Raw genomic sequence first — 18,616 nt, forward strand, 5'->3', positions numbered from 1 at the left:
CATATCGCGGTGGCGTTGTTGACCCACGGAGGACGGCGGCCCACCTTCGAGGGGCGCTTCAAGGGGAGTTTTCCATGACCGCATCGGCCCCTGCCTCGCCCCGTTTCGCGCTGTTTCGCGGCGCGCAATCCCGGGACTTCGAGCAAAGCGGGATCATGTCCCAGGGCATGCCGACCGAGACGGAAATGGCCGGCGCCACGGCGGCCGTCAGCGCGGGCATGCTGGACGGCACCACCGTGCGGCTGCTGTTCGAGATGCCGGGCCTGAGCCTGGCCCACGCCTGGTTCAAGAGCGGCTTTCCGTTGCCGCGCCACACCCACAATGTCGACTGCCTCTACTACATCCTGGCCGGCTCCTTGCGGATCGGCAGCGAGGAACTGGGCCGTGGCGACGGGTTCTTCGTCGGCGCCGACGTGCCCTACGCCTATGTGCCCGGACCCGACGGCGTGGAGGTTTTGGAGTTTCGCGGCTCCAACAGCTTCGACATCAAGATGCTGGCCGACAATCCGGCGTTCTGGGCCAAGGCGGTCGAGAAGGTGGAGCGCAGCCGCGACGCCTGGAGTCGGGAAACACCGCCTTCGGGCGTGCCGTTGTAAGGCCCGAGGACACCTCCTCCGTCCGTGGCGAATTCCTCGTCCTTCGACAAGCTCAGGATGAGGAATTCGAATTCAGCCGCCGCAACAGTCGCCCTCATCCTGAGCTTGTCGAAGGACGAGGGCGGCTCCTCAGCGCCTACCGCTTAGTGCGAAGGCGGTCTCAGCCTGACGGCTGCATCTCCAGCCACAGCCGGGTCAGCCGGGACTCGGCGATCTTCCAGTCGCCGTCCTGGCGGACATAGCGTTCGTGATAGTGGCCCGCGCCGCTCAGCTTGCGGCCATTGGACCAGGACAATTGGTCCTGCATCGCCCACACCGCGCGCGCCGCGTCGCCGTCGATCTCGATCTCCGGGCTGTGCACGTGGTGGACGGTCTTGGCGGCGTCGAGCGAGGCGCGGATGCTGGCCAGCGCCGCCTCGCGACCTTCCATGCGGGGACCGCCGGAGGGCGTCGTGTCGATAACCACGTCCGGCGTGAACAGGTCCGCGTAGGCCGCCCAGTCCTTGGTGTCCAGGAACCGGCAGTAGCGCGCCTTGAGGTTGGCGATCGCCAGCCAGTCGGCGAACCCCGGCGCGGTCATATGCGGAAGCCGCGCATCTGGTTGCCGCCGTCGCACAGGATGATCTGGTTGTTGATGAAGCTGCCTTCGTCCGAGGCCAGGAAGACGCCGAGATTGGCGATGTCCTCGGCCGTGCCCTGGCGCTTGACCGACTGCATGCCCTTCAGCCGCTCCCAGTTGTCGTCGGCGACGCCGTCGCGGGCGGCCTCGGTCTGCATCAGGCCCGGCGCGATGCCGACGCAGCGGATCTCGTCGGCGCCGAACTGCATGGCCATCGCGTGGGTGAAGACGTTGAGCGAGGCCTTGGTGATTCCATAGGCGGTGGCGGGGTTGTAGCTGGCCATCGAGGACTTGTTGATGATCACCCCCTTGGCCTTGGCCAGGGCGGGACGCAGGGCCTCGGCCAACAGCATGGGCCCGATGGTGTTGACCGCGAAGAAGTGCTGCCACTTGGCCTGGCCCAGGCCGAAGAAGCCCCGCGCGATCTCGCCGGCGTGCAGGCCGGCGTTGTTGATCAACACGTCGAGGCGTTCGTGCTTGGCCACGATCTCAGCGCCGAAGGCCTGGATCTGCGCCTCATCCGCCATGTCCAGGCGATGGGTCGAGGCGCTGCCGCCGACGCCCTCGACCAGCGTCATGCTCTCGTCTAGCCCGGCCTCGTTGATGTCGGCCAGGATCAGGTGAGCGCCCTCACGTCCGAAGGCCAGGGCATAGGCGCGGCCCAACCCGCCGGCGGAACCGGTGACCAGAACGGTCTTGCCTGCGAAACGCTGGGTCATGGTCTGCGGTCCTCGTGAACTAGAGCAGGCGCGTGAAGGTGACGCGCGCGATCCGCCAGCCTTCTGGCGTGCGGCGGAATTCGTCGCTGTAGCGCCCTCGGACCAGGTCCACCTCGCCGGTTTCACGGCGCTTGAGGTGAGCCATCACGGTCCAGTCGCCCCTGGCGGTGTCACCGGCAATCTCGATCATCGGCGTATGGATCATGTGCAGGACCCACTCCGAATTGCCGGCGATCGCCGTGCACAGGAACGAGCCCAGCGTGTCGACGCCCTGCATCGGGTCGAAGCCGTAGTCGGCGGTGACGTCGGGCAGGAAGACCGTCGACCGGAACGCGGCCAGCGCGCCTTCGGGATCGTCGGCCGCGCTGTCGGCGACGGCGCAGTAGCGCGCCTTCAGGTTCTGGATCGCCAGCACGTCCTCGGTGAGCGTACTCACGCCTCGGCCTCCAGGCGCTTGACGACGGCGGCCTTCAGGTCGGCGGTCTTGATCTTGGCGCTGCCGGTCAGTTGCAGCACGTCCTCGCCGAAGAACAGCACGCGGCGCGGAACCTTGTAGCTGGCCAGTTCGGCCTTGGCGAAGGCCTGGACCGTCTTCTCGTCCAGGATCGCGCCGTCATGCGGCACGATGCAGGTCACCACCAGTTCGCCCAGCGTGTCATGCGGCACGCCGACGGTCTGGGTCACCTTCACGCCCGGGCACTGCTTGAGGACCGTGTCGATCTCGATCGGCGAGACATTGGCCCCGCCGGTCTTGATGATGTCGTTGAGCCGCCCCTGCCAGTACAGCCGCCCCTCGGCGTCGACATAGCCGCCGTCGCCGGTGCGGAAGAAGCCTTCGGCGTCCAACGTCTCGTCCAGGGGCGTGCCGATATAGCCCAGCATCAGGGTCGGGCCCTTGACGGCGATCTCGCCGCGTTCGCCCAGCGGCACGACCACGCCGGTCAGCGGGTCGATGATCTTGAACACCCCGCCCGGCTGCGGCTTGCCGCTGCTGCCGGCGATCTCCTGGTCGGACGTGCCCGACGGATAGATGGCGCTGATCGTGAAGGTCTCGGTGTTGCCGTACGCCGCCATCGGCTCCTGCCAGGTGGTCTTCACCGTCGGGTGGCGGCCCAGCGGCGTCTTGGCGTCAACATATTTGAGGGTGGCGAGATTGACGTCGTTCCAGTTCGACGCCGCCTCCAGCTGAGCCCACTGGTGCGGCCAGGCGACGGCCATGGTGGCCTTCTCGGCCTGCATCAGGGCCAGGGCCTCCTCGGCCTGGAAGGTGGGCTGCAGGACCAAGGCGCCGCCGCTGGACAGGCCGCCGCCGATGGCCATGCCGAAATTCCCCGACCAGAAGAAGCCGTTGGCCGACCAGATCCGCACGTCGTCGCCAGCCGCGTAGTAGCGCTTCCAGCGCCACAGCTGCAGCGTCACGCCGCGATGGGCGCTGAGAATGCCCTTGGGCTTGGCGGTCGAGCCGGACGAGAAGAACAGCACGCCGGGATCGGCGGGCGTCACCATCGCGGCGGTGGCCTTCACCAGGTCCGGCGACACCGCCTGGCCGCGCGCCAGGAACGCGCTCCAGTCCTCGATCGCCCCCTCGCCGCCGCCGATCGAGGCGATGTGGCGCAGGAACGGAAATTTGGTCACGGCCAATTCGCCGGGCCTGGCCGAGGCGATCGCCGGCTCCAGCGCCGTCACCATCTCGGCGAAGTCCTTCTTCAGGACGTGGCGCTCCAGCAGCAGCACCGAGCAGGCCGAGGACGCCAGCAAGTGCTCCAGCTCGGCGGGCGTCGAGAAGGTGCTGAGCGTGGTGGCGACGCAGCCGGCCAGGGCCGCGCCGAAACAGGCCGACAGGAATTCGGGCCGATTGGTCATCAGCACGCCGACGCGCGTCCCCTTGCCCACGCCGCAGGCCAGCAGCGCGCGAGCGACTTCATTGGCCCGATCCCACAGCTGGTCGTAGGTCCAGCGGGTCGCGGCGCCGCCCTCGTGCAGGACCAGCGCCTCGCGCGGACCGAAACGCTCGGTGACATCCCGAAGCCAGCCCCCCAACGTCAGGGCGCCCAGGCCCTCCTCCTCGGAAAGAGGAGGACCCGAGATGATCGAGAGCGGCCGGTCGGTCATGTCACGCCTACTTTGCCGACTACTTCAGCGGCAGCTCGACATCGGCGGTCGATTTCACGAGCACCATGCCGTCTTGGTTGGAGAGCGTCAGGGTCACGCGGACCAGCGGGATGCCCCATTCGGTGACTTCTCGCTTCTCGACCACTTCGGCGTCGAAATAGGTGACGTCACCTTCGAAGGCCGGGCCGCGGAAGTCGGACTTGATCCAGCGCACGAAGCCGTCGTGGCCGGCCCAGAAGGCCAGGTAGTCGGTCGCCCAGGCCTGCATCGTCGCGCCATAACCGTACGAGCGGCTCATGCCGACCTCGCCCGCCTTCTGGTCGTCGACGTGGCCGCGCGACGGGCCGAGATAGAGGCCGTCACGCTTGCGCGGATCGATGAACGCGCCCTCCTCGTCGAAGCCGAAGCCCTCGGCCCAGCCGGGGTCCTGATAGACCCACGGATCCTTGACGCCTTCCGGCGCGACCCAGTCGAAGCTGCCCCAGATGTTGAACAGGAACGCGCGGTACTCGGTCGCGAAGCTGGCCTTGGTGTGCGGGCCGATGACGCGGCGGGTCAGCTTGTCGCCGACCTGGACGTCTTCGAACGTGGGCGAGACGCCTTCGCGGTTGGACATCAGCCAGTCGAAGCGGACCTTGTCGACCACGGCCAGCTCGTCGGCCGACCAGCCCTTCAGCTCGCCGATCATCGAGTCGTACATGCCGCGCTTTTCCGCCTCTTCCTTGAGGTAGCGGATGGCGGTCGAGCGGGCCTTGGCCACCAGCGAACCGTCCTGCTTGTAGTGCAGGGTGTCGCCGCGCGAGAACATGGTCGGGCCGGCGAACTTGGTGTCGGTGACCTTGTAGTCGTGGAAGCGGCGTTGCTGGGTCAGGTGATCGCCCGGCTTGATGCGCGCGCCGTAGAACCACCACTCCTCGCCGCCGAAGATCAGGTGCGAGTCCTTGATATAGCCGACGCAGGCCGGGGCGCAGCCGTGGCCGTAATCCATGCAGACCGCGATCGACTGCGGGGCCACCAGACCGCCGAACTTGGTCTTGGCCGCGAAGGTCGGGTCCCAGTGGATCGGGTTGGGATAGTCCATCGCCATGACCCAGCGGCGCAGGTCGCTGCCGGCCAGCGGATCGCGGATCTGGCCGCCGCCGATCAAGGTGCCGACGCGGGGATCGACGTCAGAGAGGTCCATGGTGACCTTGGTTTCGGTGTCAGACATGCTCGTACCCTCTCAGCGCTTCACGTCGACCAGGACGCGGCCGCGCACCTTGCCGTCCAGCAGGTCGGCGGCGACGCCGACGGCTTCGGCCAGGCTGATCTCGGTGGCGATCAGCTCCAGCAGCGCCGGGTCCAGGTCACGCGCCAGGCGCTCCCAGGCCACCAGTCGCGAGGCCTTGGGGGCCATCACGCTGTCGACGCCCAGCAGACGCACGCCGCGCAGGATGAAGGGCATGACGGTCGAGGGGAAATCGGCGCCCTGGGCCAGGCCGCAGGCGGCGACGGCGCCGCCGTAGCGGGTCTGGGCGCAGACATTGGCCAGGGTGGCGCTGCCAACCGAGTCGACGACGCCGGCCCAGCGTTCCTTCTGCAGCGGCTTGCCGGGGGCCGACAGCTCGTTGCGGTCGATGATCGAGTCCGCGCCCAGCTGCTTCAGATAGTCGGCTTCCGAGGCCTTGCCGGTCGAGCCGACGACGGTGAAGCCCGCCTTCTTCAGCAGGGCCACCGCGACGCTGCCGACGCCGCCGGTCGCGCCGGTCACCAGCACTTCGCCCTGTTCAGGCGACACGCCGGCCTTGACCAACGCTTCGACGCAAAGGGCGGCGGTGTAGCCGGCCGTGCCGATCGCCATCGCCTGCTTGGCCGAGAAGGCCTTGGGCAGCGGCACCAGCCAGTCGCCCTTCAGACGCGCGACCTGAGCCAGCCCCCCCCAGTGGGTTTCGCCCACGCCCCAGCCGTTCAGCACGACCTTGTCGCCGGCCTTCCAGTCGGCGTGGCTCGACTCGCGCACCGTGCCGGCCAGGTCGATGCCCGGGACCATCGGGAACTTGCGCACGACCGGCGAGCGGCCGGTGATCGCCAGGCCGTCCTTGAAATTCAGGGTCGAGAAATCGACGTCGATGGTGACATCGCCCTCGGGCAGTTGGCTCTCGTCGACCTGGGACAGGGCCACCGTCTGGCCCGCCTCGGTCTTGTCGATCAGAATGGCTGAGAACATCGTGCTTCACCTCGGTCTTGCATGGCGGCGCCCTCCTCGCGAGGCGCGCCCGCCTTGCCCTAGCGGCAGGGCAAGAGTTGCAAATTCAGGCTCGACACTTCCTATTATCGCCCGCGCCGGTCATCCAAAATCATGGCCGGTCGCCGATTCATCGCCCCCCCGCTACACGGCGCGAACGGGACGCTTCCTGACCGGCGGCGAAGGCGGGAACTGGGCGACGATTTCGGGGAAATGCGCCTCGCGCATCGTTCCGTAGAGGGAAAGGCGAATGCTTTCCCGGGCGAAACGGCGGGCCAGTTCGCGCCGCTCCTCCACGGTCTTCTCGTGGGTCTTGGCCCAGACCGGCCACAGGAAATTGCCCGCCAGCAGCATCAGCGAGAAGACCTCGCTGTCGATCCCCACCTCGGCCAGGTCGGTCTGGGCGAAGCGGCGGAACGAGCCGACATATTCGCGCCAGAACGGATCCTGGGCGGGCTCGTCGGAGGCCAGCAGCTGCAGGAACCAGATGCGGCAGAGCACGGGATTGTCGACCGCGAAGTCGGCCAGGGTCGTGGTCAGCGCCGTGACGTCGACTTCCTCCACGCGCCGTTCCTTGGCGGTCTCCGGATCGCCGAACGTGGCGCGGAACAGCTGGTCGGACACCGAGCGCGTCGTGGCCAGCACAAGCTCGTCGCGGGTCTGGAAATGCTGGTAGGCGGTGCCGCGGTTGATGCCCGCCAGCTTGGCGACCGAGGAGACGCTGATCCCTTCCAGGCCGTCCTTGGCCAGCAGCTCGCGCGCCGCCGTCAGGATCACCTCGCGGGTGCCAACCGGATCACGGGGACGACGCGTCCGGACCTTCGTCATTCGGTTTCCCCGTTCTTCGCCCGCCTGTCGGGACGGACATCTTCCATGGGTTCAGGGCAAAGCCTTGAAACAATTATTCTTATGAACATCGCGAGAAGGTCTCAATAGCGTCGCTCGGGTCCGCGCACTGACCTTCCGGCGCCGATCCGAATGGAGAAAACCTCTGGCGGTCGGCCAGAAACCAGAACAGCGGATGGCCAGTGGCCATCCGCTGCCCGGATCTTCAAACCTGCCTAGAAGACGGCGAGCGTCCCTTAGCGAGCCCCGAACGCCACCCGCAGGGTGATGCCCAGTTCACGCGGCTGCGTCGTGGTGATCGTGTTGTAAGTGCTGGTGGTGGTCACGGCGGAGGGGCGACCGGTGATGGTCGGCACGCCGCCGATGATGGCGCCCGGCAGCTGCTGATACGAGGTCGACAGCGGGTCGGTCCGGGTCAGGACCTTCGTCGTGTCGAAGACGTTCTTGGCGTAGATCGCCAGTTCCCAGCCGCCCTTCGGATCACGAACGCCGGTATAGAGGTTCACCAGGCCGTAGGCCTTCACGTCGTCGAACGTGTTGGTCGGGTCACCCTGCGACTTGCCGTAGTAGTTGAACAGGCCGCGCGTATAGAGCTCCAGGTCGTGCGGGATCGCCCAGACGTATTCCGTCTGCAGGGTCGAGCTGAACGGCGCCTGGAACGACGAGCGCTGGCTGAGCGAGCACTTGGAGATGTTGTTCGCGCCGACGGCGGCCTGCAGCTGCGCCAGGGTGGGCGCGCTGGTGACCACGTCCGGCTTGCCGTCCCCGTTCAGGTCGTTGCAGGGGATGGTGCCGTTCTTGATCTTGCCATCAGCATAGCTAGCGACCAGGTCCAGGCTCAGTTGCGACGTCGGGTGGTACGAGATCTCGCCTTCCACGCCGTTCACCTCGACCGGCACGGCGCCGGCGAAGTTGAACTGCGCCACTTGCTGGGTCAGCGGCGCGGTCGCGACGGTGTTGACGTAGAACACGCCCGAACCCGGAGCGCGGTACGGATAGTTGTTGAACTTCTGATGGTAGGCGCTGACGTTGGCGTGCATCCGGCCGTCCAGCAGCGTCGTCTTGATGCCGCCTTCATAGGACTTGGACGTTTCGGGCGGCAGGTTGAGGAACGACAGCTCCTGCGCCGACGGCGCCAGGTTGAAGTCGCCGACAACATTGATGCCCGGACGGAACGACGAGCCGGTGTTGACGTAGACCATGATGTCGCGCGTGAACGAGTACTGGGCCGACGCGGTATAGATCCACTTCTTGGCGTTCTGGGCGTCGGTGCGCGTGGTGTCCGGCGAGCCGGGCGTGACGACCAGCAGGCCGCTGGTGTCCTGATAGTCGATGTGGCGAAGGCCGCCCGACACCTGGAACTTTTCGCCGACGTGCGCGGTCACGTTGCCGAAGATCGACTTTTCGTGGGACTCGCCGGTCCGCGTGATCTGCGACTGGACCAGCTGAGCGACGCCGCCGCCGAAGGCCAGCGGCAGACGGATGACCGTCGGACGGTTCAGGTTGGTCGGCGTTTCGTTCTTGTTGTCGAAGTAACCGATCGCGTAGTCGAACATGTCGAACACACGTTCCTGGTTCTGCAACCGGATCTCGTGCGACGTCGATTTGATGTGCGACGAGGTGTTTTGGTAGACATCGGTCGTCGGGAACAGGCTGGCCGGATCCTGGCTTTCGGCCGAGCTCAGTTCTTGGGTGTAGTGCTGGCCTTGATAGATCAGCTGCTGGCCCAGAACCGAGATTTCGCTGCGCCAGTTATAGATCTTGAAGTTCTGCGCGATGTTGCGCGGCGCCGCCTGGAAGGACTCGCGATCCTTGGCCTTGATCAGGGTCGGGCTGGCCGGAGCGGTCGGATTGACGACGCTGAAGGATTCAGACTGGTCGTACTGGCGCAAATCGCGCGCGATCGTCTGGTAAGACCCTTCCAGGCGCAGCCAGTCGATCGGCGTCACCAGGGCGCTGATGCGGCCGCTTTCGGTGCGGCTGCGCGGCTTCTGGCGGGCCACGGCGGTGTTGATCGAGGTGACCTGGTTGGCGTCGCCGTCGTCATGCAGGCCGGCGATACGGATCGCGGCGACGCCCTCGATGATCGGGATATTGACCGCGCCGTTGACGTTGGTCGTGCCGATGTCGTTCTGGGTGGCGCTGACATTACCGCCGGCCCGATAGAGGTCGGGCTTCTTGGTGGTCACCGTGATCGAGCCCGAGGGCGAGGCGCGGCCGCGCAGCGTGCCTTGCGGCCCGCGCAGCACTTCGATCTGGCCCACGTCGTACATCTGCTGCAGCACGACGCCGGCGGTGATCGGGGCGTCGTTCAGGTAGAATTCGACGGTCGGGTTGTTGCCGCTGGCGTTGACGTCGAAGTTGACGCCGCGCACCTGGGCGTTGCCGCCGATGCCATTGGCGTTGTTGCTCAGAGTCAGGCCGGGAACCAGCGACTGGACCTCGGTGAACTCGCGGATGTTCATCTTCTCGAGCTGCGCGGGGGTGACCGCGTTCACGACCTGAGGAACGTCCTGGATGCTTTCGTCGCGACGACGCGCGGTGACGATGATCTCGGTCAGGCTGACGCTGTCAGCCGGGGCGGCTTGCGCGGCCGGCGCGGCGGGCTCCTGGGCCCAGGCCGACATCGGCGCCATCAAAGCGAGTAGACTGACGCCTCGCAAGGCATTGGCGGAAATTGCATTCATGGCTTGTCCTCCCCTTTTTGCCCATCAGCCGGCATCGCTTATGCAATGTTACGGCTCCAGGAATTATTGCTTTCATCCTCATGCCCAAATGGACTTAAGGACAGACTTCTATTCAAGCATGGCGGCAGATATCGCCGCTGCGATCACCCCGCTTGACCCCAGCTCGCCCCAACGATCGTTTGGATCGGACGAACGAAACCTGCCGACATTTGCGTCAGAACTTGGCGCTGAATGACGCCCCCCAGGTGGCCGGCGAATTCCACACCGATCCAATGCCCAGGGTGTTTGAGAGCACCTGAACGCGGTAGCGCTTGTCGGTGAGATTGTCGCCGAACACCGCGAAGGTGTAGCGCTCCGACGGGTCGACCCACTGCGCCCGCAGCGCCAGGACTTCGTAGCCGTTCTGCGAGAACTGCTTGGACGAGTCGAAGTAGAACTTCGAAGTATAGTAGAGATTGCCGGACACGGTCAGCTGACCGTTGGCCACCGGGGCGTGATAGTTCAGCCCGATGTTGCCGGTGAAGTCCGGCGCGCGCGGCATCTGGTAGCCGGCCGAGTCATTGCTGGTCTGGGTGAGCGAGCCAGGGCCGATCGCGCCGCAGGCCAGGGCCGCGACCGCGCCGGTCGAGTCGCAATAGCTGGAATAGGTCGCCGCCGGGAACGCGCGGTAGCGGGCATGGGTGTAGGCCGCGCCGGCGCTCAGGTCGAAGGCGTCCGAAAGCCGGTAACGCGCCGAACCTTCCAGGCCATAGATCCGCGCCTTGGCGGCGTTGGTGATGTCGGCCAACCCGCTCTGGAAGCTGGAGACCTGCAGGTTCTTGTAGAAGTAATAGTAGCTGGCCAAGTCGAACGACAGGCGCGCGCCGTCGTACTTGTAGCCGGCCTCCAGCGCGTCGATATCCTCGGGCTTGATCTGCTTGGTCGACTGGCCGCCGACGTTCAAGATCCCCGCCTTGTAGCCCCGATTGTACGAGGCGTAGACGCTGGAGGTGTCGGTGGGCTCGTACCGCAGCACGACGCGCGGCGTCAGCTTGTTGGTCGGATAGTCGTCCGCCGGAACCTTGGTCTGGACGAACTGGATCTTGTAATAGGCGTCCTTGACTTCGTCATGGCCGTAGCGCGCGCCGCCGGTCAGGAACAGCTTGGGCGTGATCGCGTAGGTCAGGTCGGCGTAGCCCGCGTACGAATAGGTGGTCGTGCTCGACCCACCGAACGGGATGTACGGCGGCGTGCCGAACGCGGCGTTGACGATGTAGGTGTCGCGGTTCTTGAAGTAGTAGGCGCCGGCCGTCCATTGCAGCCGCGTGCCCGGCTTGGAGGTCAGCAGGAACTCCTGCGTGACGGTCCGGTTTTCGATGCCGATATAGATGTTGAAGAGATTGAGCGCGGTCGAATCCAGGTCTTCCAGATTGACCGCCGACTCCTTGCGATACTGGGTGTACGAGGTCAGGTCGGCGAAGCCGAGGTCGGCCTTGACCGTGCCTTGATACGTGTCCGACTGGTTGGTGAAGGACACCGGCGCATTGGGGTCGAACGCCACCTTGCCCGGCTCAGTCTGATAGGTCCCGGTCGGGGCGTAGTAGTAGACCAGCTGTCGGCCGGTGGTGCTGTTGGTCCCGTAGGCCGCGGTGGGCACGCGCGAGAGCATGCCCGAGCTGCCGTTCTTGTCGACATAGGCGTTGGCCAGCAGCAGCGACGGGTCGTCGGTTTCCGAGTGGCCGTAGCGGAGCAGGACCGAGGCCTTGTCCGAGATCTCGAACTTCAGCCCCGTGCGGATCGACCAGTTCTCGTAGGCGCCGACCTTGTCGTCGTTGTTGATCGTATTGGTGAAATAGCCATCGCCCTTGCGCAGCTGCCCCTCGACGTCGAACGCGACTTTGTCGCTGAGGCCGAAGGTGGCGTAGGCCTGGTAGTCCTGGGCGTTGAACCGGCCATAGCTGGCCTTGACCTCGGCCGCGTTGGTGGTGCTGGGATCGGCGGTCGTCACCAGGATGGCGCCGCCCGTCGTGTTGCGGCCGAACAGCGTGCCCTGCGGCCCCTTGAGCACCTGGATGCTCTTGATGTTGGGCAGGTCGAACGTCGTCGACTCCGGGTTGGCGATGTAGAAGCCGTCCACATAGATGCCGACATTGGGCCCGCCGCCCGAGGTGGTGACGGCCGTGCCGACGCCGCGGATGGTGGGCTGAGTGAAGCTGCCGTTGCTGTCGAACCGCAGGGCCGGCGCCAGGCGCGTCACGTCCGACAGCTGGACCACGTTGGCCGCTTCCAGCTGGGTGGCGCTGACCGAGGTGATGGCGATCGGCACGTCGCGGGCGCGCTCATCGCGGCGCTGCGCCGTCACGAAGACTTCGTCCACCGCGGTCGACTGCTGCGCCCCGGCCGTCTGGGCCATCACCGCGACGGGCGACAGGCCCAGCACGGTCGCGAGACCGAGTATCGACGTCATGGTTCGATTAGAAAGAGTCTTCACGTTGCCTCCCCTAGATTTTTGTTTTTATTATTTTTGTAGTGCCGGACCGACGCGTTGGCCGATCGTCTTTATTCTGATTTTCTTGAGATGATCGATCACTGGACCGGCGACTTGCGATCGCGCCGTCAGAAACTCCACTCGGGAATACATCGCGACTCAAGTTACGCGCAGCCTACCCATGGGTAAAGCTGCTACGCCCGCGCCGCGCGCATATCGCCCGTGCGATTGAGGTCGGCGCGCGACCTGGGTCTAGACATCCGCGAGCACGAGCAGTGGAGCACGGCGATGCAGACAGGACTCAACGGTCGCGTGGCGATCATCACCGGCGCCACCGCCAATATCGGCCGCGCCATCGCCCTGAGCCTGGCCGCCGAGGGCGCCATCGTCGTGGCCGTGGGGCGCGACGAAGAGGCCGGCGCGCGGTTGACGGCGCTGTGCCGCGAGCGGGGCGCGACCGAAGCCCGCTTCGTCGCCGCGGACCTGACCGATCCCGCCTCCCCCGCCCGCATCCTCGAAGCAGCGTCAGCGCTCGGCGGGGTCGCGGTGCTGGTCAACAATGTCGGCGGCAATGTCGGCGCGGGCTTTTTCGCCGAGTCCGATCCCACCACCTGGGCCGGCGATCTGGATCTCAACCTGGGCACCGTGCTGCGCATGACCCATGCCGTGCTGCCCGGCATGATCGCCGCCAAGGCCGGCGCGATCGTCAACATCGGCTCGACCGCGGGCCTGGTCGGCGACTACATGCTGCCGGTCTATTCGGCCGCCAAGGCCGCGGTGCACGGCTTCACCAAGGTGCTGGCCAAGGAGGTCGGCCAGCACGGGATCCGGGTCAATTGCGTGGCGCCCTACGGCACGGTGTCGCGCGATCCGGAAGCCTTCAGCAGCGGCAGCCGCTTCAATCGCGACAACGGCTTCTTCGCCAAGGCCTTCGCCGGCTCGAGCCCGGAGGACGCCGCCAAGCGCGCCCGCCAGACCGTGGTCGGCCGGCCCGTGGCGACGCCTGAAGAGGTCGCCTCGCTGGCGGTCTATCTGGCCTCGGACCTGGCCGGCTTCATCACCGGCCAGGTCTATCCGGTGGATGGCGGCAGCCTGCTCTAGGCGTGCCCGCCGCCCATGTGGAAGACCGTCAGCTTGTTGCCGTCCAGGTCACGGAAATAGGCGCCGTAGAAGCCGTTCGGATCGGGACCGCGCACGCCCGGAGCCCCCTCGCACTTGCCGCCCAGTTCCAGCGCCTTGGCGTGGACCGCGTCGACCAGCGCGCGGCTGGCGGCCAGGAAGCCGATCTGATTGCCGTTGCCCACCGTGGCCTCGCCCTCGAAGGGCTTGCCGACGAGGAACATCCCGCCTTCGGCCCCCTTGTAGGCGATCAGGTCCGGCCGTTCGAACGCCAGCCCCGCCCCCAGCAACTGGGCGATCGGATCGTAGAAGGCGCGGGCCCGCGCCAAGTCGCGGGTCCCGTATCGAGCGACGGTCAGCATGGTTCTTCTCCCTAGACTTCAATCAGTCGCCGGGCCGCCTCTACGGCGGGACCCAGGCGGTCCATCGGTGACGCCCCGGCTTGCGCTCGCGCCAGCATCGGGATCTCCAGGCCGATGACAACGTCGCGCGGCAGGGCGGCGACGAAGTCGGCCAGCGGCAGCTCACCCGCGCCGGGCGGGCGCCGGTCGAACGTCGCCTCACGCATGTAGTCGGGATCGGCCGCCACGCGCGGGGCGTCGCACAGCTGGGCGTAGCCGATCAGATTCGGATCCAGCGCCGCCAGCGCGGCCACGTCTCCGCCCGAGCGGAAGAAGTGCATGGAGTCGACCAGCACCCGAAAGTTGGGACGGTTCACCTGGGCGACCAGAGCCAGCGCCTGCTCCAGCGTGGAGACGGCCAGGCCCGGGGCGAATTCGATGGTCACCTGAAGACCGCGCTCGCCCGCCATCTCGGCCAGGACGCCGAATTGGTCGGCGACCCGCGCGGGATCGGGATCCATCGCCACGCCGCCCAGGCAGGCCGCCCCCAGCTCGGCCATGATGTCCAGGTCCTGTCCTCGCTCGCGGACATCGACCGTGGGACGAACCGAAAAGCCTTCGCCCAGCGAAATCTCCACGCCTCGGTCGCGCATCGCCGCGATCATCTCGCGACGCAGCGCCGGATCGTCGTTCAGCGACCACGGCGCATAGCCGTGGGGATTGACCGGAAAGGGCGTCAGGCCGGTCGAGATATGGCCGCAGCCCAGATCCGCGGCCAACGTCACCTGCTCGACCGGGTTCATGCCGAACACGCTCAGCAGTTCGATCCCCAGCCGGCTCGTGGGCCGGCTCATAGCTTGCGCGGGTCGATGACCGTGCGCACCGGCGCGGTCGGGCCCGACATCTCGTCGAGCGCGGCGGCCACGCCCGACAGGCCGATGCGCGCGCCCACCCAGGGTGCGATATCGATCGTGCCGTTAGCGATCGAGCGCAGGGCCAGCTCCATGTCCTGCTGCTCCTCGCCGGCGGCGAAGTGAATGGTCAGCCGCTTGTTCTGGGCGGCGAAGACGTAGATCTGCTCGGGCGCCATGCAGTAGCCGCCCATCACCACGCGGGCCTCGAAGCCGACGGACTCGATGATCTGCTGCAACAGGCCCGGCAGGCCGACGCATTCATAGACCAGGTTCACGCGCTTGCCGCCAAGGTCCGGCAGGGGCGCGTAGGGCGAGATCTCGCGCGGGTCGACGGCGATGTCGGCGCCCATCTTCAGGGCCAGGGCGCGGCGCTCGGGGTGGAAGTCGGCGGCGACGATCGGGGCGATCCCGGCGATCCTCAGTCCGGCGATCACCCCCAGTCCGATGGCGCCGCAGCCCACCACCAACGGGATGTCGCCGGCGACGGGATGCCCGCGACGGGCGTGCTCCAGCCCGACGGCCAGCGGCTCGGTCATCGCCGCCAGATCGTCGTCGAGGTCCGACGGAACCTCCATGACAGCGGCCTCGTCCAGCAGCATGTACTCACCCCAGCCGCCCGGACATTCATGGCTGAAGCCGATGACCGCGTGCCGCCCTTCCTGACGCATGACCGGAACCGAGGTCACCCTGCGCCCCGGTTTGATGGGCCGCAGGCTGCCGGGACCGTAGTCGATGACCTCGCCGACATATTCGTGGCCGGGCACGAAAGGCCGCGTCATGTCGAGGCTGGCATAGGCGCCGCCGAACTTCTTCGACAGGTCGATCACGTGCTGGCCGCTGTGCACGAAATGCTGTTCGGAGGCGCACATGCCGCAGCTGTGGGTGCGCACCAGCACCTGGCCTTTGGCCGGCGTGGGGTCGGGCATCTCGCCGACGTGGACCTTGCCGTTCTGGATGTAGGCGGCCTTCATCGATCAGCCTTTCACGCTGTGCAGGACGGCGTAGGACGGGTCGCTGGAGTCGCGACGACCGGCGCTTTCGGCGCCCAGCGGCGTGACGGGACGCATGTCGTCGAAGTCGCGGACGGTGATGCGGTGATCGATCCCCCAGCGGCCATCGCGCCTGGACCAGCGGTCGATATAGCGGCCTCGGACGGTGATCTCGAACACCTGCTCGCCCCGTGCGATCCGCAGCGCGGCGATGTGGTAGGCCTCGCTGGCCGCCCGGTCGCCGTCCACCTCCAGGACAATGTTGGTGACCTGATGCGAGCAGGCCAGCGTCTGGCGGTGCTGACCGATGACGAAGTCGATGAAGCCGCGCCCGTCGCCCTGATAGACGGCCTCGCCATAGTCGGCGGTCCCGTCGGGGTGCCAGATCGAATAGCCCAGGGCGTGGTCCAGCCGGTCGACCGCGCGGCAATAGCGATAGATCAGGTCGGTGATCGCGAAGCGGTCAGCGAGGGCGTTCACGTCGGTCATCTCGCCTCGCCCTATTTCTTGCCGTAGATGGCCTGGCTGGCCTGGGCGATCATCTCGACCCGCTGGCGGCGCTGGGCGGCCGACTGCGGAAGCCGTCCCACCTCGTCGTCGGCCTGGCCGAAATTCTGGATCGGGCCGTGCGGCAGACGCTCCAGGCCCAGTTCCGCCACAGCTTCCGGCGTGGCCAGGTCGGACGGAACCGGCAGGCCCTTCTCCGTCAGGAAGCGGCGCAGCTCGGGCGTGTCGGTGCGGCCCAGCGACAGGTACAGCACGTCGACGCCATGCGGCTTCAGCTCGGCCCACAAACCTTCGGCCAGGCACATGTCGAAGGCCTTGCTGCCGGAATAGACCGCCATGTTGTTGGCCCCGCCATAGCAGGCGCCCGAGCCGACCAGCAGCAGGCCGCCCGTCCCGCGCTCGCGCATCTTGCCCCCGAAATGGTGGCAGCAGCGCACGGCGGTCGTGACGTTGCGGGTGATCAGATCGATCCAGGAGTCGACCGGCTGGTCCAGGAACGTCGTGCCGTGCGGGTCGCCGCCGGCGTTGGCGATGAACAGCCCGACCTCGCGCTCGCCCACGGCCTCGACGATCCGGTCGAAGGCGTCGCTCTTGGCCAGGTCGATCGACGCGGTGATGCAGTCGACGCCGTGCCGTGCGCGCAGCTCATCGGCGAGGGCCGTCAGCGGCGCCTCACGCCGGGCGATCAGCACGCAGTTGACGCCGTCGGCGGCGAGACGCCGCGCGAAGGCCTGGCCCGTCCCCTCGGACGCGCCGGCGACGACGGCCCAGGGGCCGTATTTCGCCAGGAAGCTCATCGTCCGCCCATCGCGGTCCAGCGCTCGGGCGCCATCCAAACGTACTCGGTATAGTGGCCCAGCCACGGCCGCGTATCGACGTAGACGAACTCCAACAGGCCCGGCGTGCCGCCCTTCAGCACGACCGGAAACGGCTGGCTCTCGACGCGCTTCATCAGCGCGTCGAAGTCGTCGACCACGTGGCAGACATGGTGGAAGACCAGACGATCGTCCGCAGGCAGAGCATCACGATAGATCGCCAGAACGTCGCCGTCCTTGGGCTCGATCAGTTCATAGTTCAGGTCCCCGACCCAGGCGAAGGCCAGCTTCTGCACGCCCGTGCCCTCGCCCTTTGGCGTCCAGACCTTGACGGGAACCTCGATCTCCATCAGCGCGCGCAGGTCGGCGTACTGCTTGAAGCCCTCGACCGCCTTGTCGAGGTTCCGGGTCACATAGGCGTTCTGGTAGTGGCGGCCCGTGCTCATGGCTCAACCCTCGCGCGCGACGTCGTACTGCGACAGGTAGCGCTCGAAACGCGGCGCCAGCTTCTCGACCGACAGGCCGTACTGCTCCAGCGCATATTCATGCTTGCCGAACTTGCCCTGCGGGTTGTCGGCCAGCCAGGCCAGCATCGCCGCCTCGGCCTCGGCGGACAGCGTGTCGCCCAGGTCGGCGTAGAGCTTGCGGATAGCGGCCATCGGGTCGCGGGTGATGTCGGCGTAGTGGATGTCGACGATCCGGTCGTGACCCAGCTTTTCGCGGGTGTCCATGATCCGGTCCAGGTGCAGTTGGGCCTGATAGGGACAGTCCTCGCCCAGCCATTCGTAGTCGATCTGGCCGGTATAGCCTCGGTGAGCCATCGACAGGATGCTGCAGAACGAGCTGGTGGCGGTGAACGGGTCGCGGTGCGCCCACACCAGCTTGGCGTCGGGATAGGTCTTGAGCAGCGTCTCCAGCCACAGCGCGTGGCTGGGCATCTTCAGGTTCCAGTTGCCCGGCGCGTCGGCCTGCAGCAGCTGCAGGAAGCGCTTGTGGTACTGGTAGGTCGAGGTCATGTCGGTCGACAGCAGCCAGTCGCGATAGGCCGGCAGCTTGCCCCGGGACTCGTAGGCCAGGCCCTTGAAGTCGTGCATCATGAAGAACATGCACTCGTTCGGGTAGACGGCCGAGTTGCGGTAGTACTTGCCCATCTCCGGGCGGGCTTCCAGCATCGCCTTTTCCTGAGCCAGCTTGGCGATGGCGCGCGGATCGGTCTTCAGCGTCGCCGTGGTTGGGGGCGGCACCGGCTCCTCGATTTCCCAGGTCAGGGCCGAACGGCGGGCCGGGTCGCAGGCCAGCAGGTTGCTGAGCAGGGTCGTGCCGGTGCGCGGCATGCCGAACACGAACAGCGGGCGCTCGATCGGACGCTCCAGCAGCTCCGGACGCTTGGCCAGGTAGTCGGTGGTCGACAGGCGGTCGCTGAGCATCTGGACGAGGTTGCCGCTCATCCGCGCCAGCAGCGGCTCGGGGTGTTCGCTCTTGTTGTAGTCGGCGAGCAGGACGTCCAGCCCTTCGCGCCAGGAATTGGAATCGAACCGGTCCAGGCCGGTGTTCTTCATGGCCTGTTCGACAAGCGCGTCGGCGACGAGCGGTGCGCTCATGACGTTTCTCTCCCGCATTTCTATTTTGCGGGCATCATGGGGGGCGAGACGGCGCGAGCA

At 66.7% G+C, this 18,616-nt stretch carries 18 protein-coding genes and 1 pseudogene; 3 read left to right on the top strand and 16 right to left on the bottom strand.

What is annotated here, in order from left to right:
• The first annotated feature begins 74 nt into the window (after positions 1–74).
• Together G3M62_RS18605 and G3M62_RS26590 are read left to right on the top strand one after the other, a co-directional pair.
• Positions 75–596: a cupin domain-containing protein gene (locus G3M62_RS18605; RefSeq protein ID WP_165189718.1), complete on the top strand. Its 522-nt coding sequence runs from the start codon at positions 75–77 to the stop codon at positions 594–596.
• A gap of 23 nt (positions 597–619) precedes the next feature.
• Positions 620–727 (top strand): annotated as a pseudogene (locus G3M62_RS26590) (hypothetical protein); the annotation flags it as partial.
• A gap of 29 nt (positions 728–756) precedes the next feature.
• On the opposite strand, the gene G3M62_RS18610 reads toward G3M62_RS26590, so the two are convergent.
• From G3M62_RS18610 to G3M62_RS18650, 9 genes are all read right to left on the bottom strand, one after another.
• On the bottom strand, positions 757–1,176 hold the full coding sequence (locus G3M62_RS18610; protein ID WP_165189720.1) for a nuclear transport factor 2 family protein: 420 nt from the start codon (positions 1,174–1,176) through the stop codon (positions 757–759).
• Positions 1,173–1,934, bottom strand: coding sequence for an SDR family NAD(P)-dependent oxidoreductase (locus tag G3M62_RS18615; protein WP_165189722.1), 762 nt, complete (start codon positions 1,932–1,934; stop codon positions 1,173–1,175). Before G3M62_RS18615 ends, G3M62_RS18610 begins: the two co-directional genes overlap by 4 nt.
• A 19-nt stretch (positions 1,935–1,953) precedes the next feature.
• Positions 1,954–2,370 carry a nuclear transport factor 2 family protein gene (locus G3M62_RS18620; RefSeq protein WP_165189724.1) on the bottom strand — a complete coding sequence of 139 codons (417 nt, stop codon included), beginning with the start codon at positions 2,368–2,370 and terminating at the stop codon, positions 1,954–1,956.
• A complete protein-coding gene (locus G3M62_RS18625; RefSeq protein ID WP_165189726.1) occupies positions 2,367–4,046 on the bottom strand; it encodes a class I adenylate-forming enzyme family protein in 1,680 nt (559 codons plus the stop codon). The genes G3M62_RS18620 and G3M62_RS18625 overlap by 4 nt, the downstream gene beginning before the upstream one ends.
• A gap of 19 nt (positions 4,047–4,065) precedes the next feature.
• Positions 4,066–5,256: an FAS1-like dehydratase domain-containing protein gene (locus G3M62_RS18630; RefSeq protein ID WP_165189728.1), complete on the bottom strand. Its 1,191-nt coding sequence runs from the start codon at positions 5,254–5,256 to the stop codon at positions 4,066–4,068.
• 12 nt (positions 5,257–5,268) lie between these two features.
• A complete protein-coding gene (gene acuI, locus G3M62_RS18635; RefSeq protein ID WP_165189730.1) occupies positions 5,269–6,252 on the bottom strand; it encodes an acrylyl-CoA reductase (NADPH) in 984 nt (327 codons plus the stop codon).
• Positions 6,253–6,414: 162 nt separating this feature from the next.
• Positions 6,415–7,098 (bottom strand): TetR/AcrR family transcriptional regulator, encoded by a 684-nt coding sequence (locus G3M62_RS18640; protein WP_165189732.1) that lies wholly within the window; start codon positions 7,096–7,098, stop codon positions 6,415–6,417.
• 254 nt (positions 7,099–7,352) lie between these two features.
• The gene (locus G3M62_RS18645; RefSeq protein ID WP_205691897.1) at positions 7,353–9,743 is read right to left on the bottom strand and encodes a TonB-dependent receptor; all 2,391 of its coding nucleotides are present in this window, start codon (positions 9,741–9,743) and stop codon (positions 7,353–7,355) included.
• A 274-nt stretch (positions 9,744–10,017) separates the two neighbouring features.
• On the bottom strand, positions 10,018–12,249 hold the full coding sequence (locus G3M62_RS18650; protein ID WP_165189736.1) for a TonB-dependent receptor: 2,232 nt from the start codon (positions 12,247–12,249) through the stop codon (positions 10,018–10,020).
• Between the two features lie 309 nt (positions 12,250–12,558).
• Between G3M62_RS18650 and G3M62_RS18655 the strand changes: the two genes are divergently transcribed.
• Complete coding sequence (locus G3M62_RS18655; protein ID WP_165189738.1) at positions 12,559–13,371, top strand: SDR family NAD(P)-dependent oxidoreductase; 813 nt, start codon at positions 12,559–12,561, stop codon at positions 13,369–13,371.
• Here G3M62_RS18655 and G3M62_RS18660 read toward each other — a convergent pair.
• Genes G3M62_RS18660 through G3M62_RS18690 form a run of 7 tightly spaced genes read right to left on the bottom strand, consistent with a single transcriptional unit; the run spans position 13,368 to position 18,556 of the window.
• Complete coding sequence (locus G3M62_RS18660) at positions 13,368–13,751, bottom strand: VOC family protein (RefSeq protein WP_165189740.1); 384 nt, start codon at positions 13,749–13,751, stop codon at positions 13,368–13,370. The two genes, G3M62_RS18655 and G3M62_RS18660, sit on opposite strands and share 4 nt — an antisense overlap.
• An 11-nt stretch (positions 13,752–13,762) precedes the next feature.
• Complete coding sequence (locus G3M62_RS18665; RefSeq protein ID WP_165189741.1) at positions 13,763–14,584, bottom strand: sugar phosphate isomerase/epimerase family protein; 822 nt, start codon at positions 14,582–14,584, stop codon at positions 13,763–13,765.
• Positions 14,581–15,615, bottom strand: a complete 1,035-nt coding sequence (locus G3M62_RS18670; protein WP_165189742.1) for a zinc-binding dehydrogenase — start codon at positions 15,613–15,615, stop codon at positions 14,581–14,583. Before G3M62_RS18670 ends, G3M62_RS18665 begins: the two co-directional genes overlap by 4 nt.
• 3 nt (positions 15,616–15,618) lie before the next feature.
• A complete protein-coding gene (locus G3M62_RS18675) occupies positions 15,619–16,122 on the bottom strand; it encodes a nuclear transport factor 2 family protein (RefSeq protein WP_165189743.1) in 504 nt (167 codons plus the stop codon).
• 11 nt (positions 16,123–16,133) lie between these two features.
• Positions 16,134–16,937, bottom strand: coding sequence for an SDR family NAD(P)-dependent oxidoreductase (locus tag G3M62_RS18680; protein WP_165189744.1), 804 nt, complete (start codon positions 16,935–16,937; stop codon positions 16,134–16,136).
• Entirely contained in the window at positions 16,934–17,401 is a 468-nt protein-coding gene (locus G3M62_RS18685) for a VOC family protein (RefSeq protein ID WP_165189745.1), read from the bottom strand. The genes G3M62_RS18680 and G3M62_RS18685 overlap by 4 nt, the downstream gene beginning before the upstream one ends.
• Positions 17,402–17,404: 3 nt before the next feature.
• The gene (locus G3M62_RS18690; RefSeq protein WP_165189746.1) at positions 17,405–18,556 is read right to left on the bottom strand and encodes a sulfotransferase family protein; all 1,152 of its coding nucleotides are present in this window, start codon (positions 18,554–18,556) and stop codon (positions 17,405–17,407) included.
• Positions 18,557–18,616 lie beyond the last annotated feature (60 nt).

Origin of the sequence: Caulobacter soli, assembly GCF_011045195.1 — a bacterium.
Lineage (GTDB): Bacteria > Pseudomonadota > Alphaproteobacteria > Caulobacterales > Caulobacteraceae > Caulobacter > Caulobacter soli.